Annotated in this window: 1 protein-coding gene; it reads right to left on the reverse strand. The window is 41.7% G+C overall.

The features are described 5' to 3' along the window. Nucleotides 1–769: 769 nt before the first annotated feature. Nucleotides 770–1993, reverse strand: coding sequence for a glycosyltransferase family 2 protein (locus tag F6J99_RS44445; RefSeq protein WP_293123688.1), 1224 nt, complete (start codon nt 1991–1993; stop codon nt 770–772). Nucleotides 1994–2168 lie beyond the last annotated feature (175 nt).

Raw genomic sequence — 2168 nt, forward strand, 5'->3', positions numbered from 1 at the left:
TCCCCTTTAACTAGTTGATAAGGTTTCAGCCCCCTGTTGTATATCCAAGAGGATGCTAATTTTTGCAGGGAGACACTAATAATTACCAACTCTCAGGGCAATAATCCGGATTGTCCAGGTTTATAACCCTTTTCACATCGATGCTATACTTTATCGATGTAGAAGCAAAATTTATCCATATTATGGAGTGCCGTCAACTCCTTTTGTTTCGGTTATTTATAGTCTTTTTTTTACAATACTTTTGTCATGTAAAACTTGATTAATATTAATAAATGTAAATCAATTTGATACCAATTATTTTAATTAATGCTACAGATAACTTTAATCTTACCATCTCCTCATATCGATCTGTAGTACGACTGTAAGAGGATATCTGAAAAGTTTTTTTATACTGAATTTTGCCCCCCTAGCCCCCCAACTTTGGGGGGAACAAGAGTCAATTTGCTTCTAAAAGTCCCCCAAATTTGGGGGATTTAGGGGGCTTTGATCTAGCAAATGAGACTTCTCAGACAACCTCTAAATACTTGGTAATATCCACCAGTTTACTTTTAGTTAATTATACACTTATGATCCTACTATATTTTATAGTATTTATGGGCAAACTATCAAATATTTATCTCCAAAATAGGTAAGCCCAAGGATACTTCCGTGGGCTAAATTATGATATTAAAAATTTAATTAACCCTGACTCTCAAACAATTACTTAAGAATCCTATACCTAGGCTAAAGAAGAGACCAGATAATGATCTCTCCTAGTAGAATCAGTTGATTACGATGATGGGGTATCGACTGCATCTCGTTCTGTGCGAATCCACTTGGTCTGAGGTTCCACCAGAAAAGCCAGATAGAGGGGAATTTTCCACAGAATGTAAATTGGGACAGCTAAGAGCATCAGGATCGGAAAGTCTGCTCGGCAAAATTTAGCCCAACCTTCAACAATCGCAATTAACAGCAGCACCCCTTCGATTAGTAAGACAATAGTACTTATCCATGATCCTCCTAAGGCTACCCCGAGTAAAGATCCCCCTGTAGCAGCCACCCAAATTAGAACCAATAGGGACAATGGTGGCACACATAAGTCTAATGCGATCGCTAATAGGTCGAAACGTCTTTGACGAACAGACTCTTTGAGCAACTTAGGAACTTGGTTGAGCAAAGTCTCGATATGACCATGCTCCCAGCGTGACCTTTGACTTTTTGCTGAAGCGTCTTTCATCAAACGACCTGTGACTCCTGCTTGTTGGCAATATATTGGGGAATGTCCAGTGATCGCTAAATCCAAAGCCAACTGCATATCATCAACTGTTTTACTGCCAGCCAAACAGATTTTGCTAATCACTGACCAGGGGAACGCCATTCCTGAACCTGTTAACAAACAAGGTAAGCCCAGTCGATGTAACCCACTCGGACGGACTGTATTTTTGAATTTCACCGCCAGGGTAGAGATCAAATCCTTTACTACCGGTTTGTCTGGTTGTGTCATTAAGTAAGTTGACTGAACCGGTCGTTGTGTAGCGATCGCAAGGCGGGAAATCCGTGAAATTGTTCCTTCAGCAACCATACAGTCTGCATCAACCACCACCACGACATCCGGTGGATTAGGCTCAATAAAGCCCATACCGAAGTCTAAGGCATATCCCTTACCTCTACGCTCATGATCCTGTCGTTCAATTACAATAGCGCCAGATTTCCGAGCCACTGCTGCCGTGTCATCAGTGCAATTATCAGCAATGACTATTAGTTGGTCTTGCTCTGTAAGCTGAGGTAGTAATGTTTCCAGGGTGGCACTGATATCAGAGGCTTCATTGTGAGCTGGAACTAAAACAGCCACCGTTGGTCGGGGTTTGCTAGCATCCCACCATGGCTCAGATGCCTTAGGCAAAATTGCTGCACTACATTCAATAAAAAGAACTGTAATTGGAACGATCAGGGCAAATGCTATTACCAAGAATGGAATATCAATCAATGAGATTAATGGCTGATTAGCTAACACAATTGAACATCCTTAAAGCTTAAACTAAGTTATTTTTTTTAGGGAACAGGGAATCGGGAATCGGGAATCGGGAATCGGGAATCGGGAATCGGGAATCGGGAATCGGGAATCGGGAATCGGGAATCGGGAATCGGGAATCGGGAATCGGGAATCGGGAATCGGGAATCGGGAATCG

This window comes from Moorena sp. SIO4G3 (assembly GCF_010692305.1).
Classification (GTDB): Bacteria; Cyanobacteriota; Cyanobacteriia; order Cyanobacteriales; family Coleofasciculaceae; genus Moorena; species Moorena producens_A.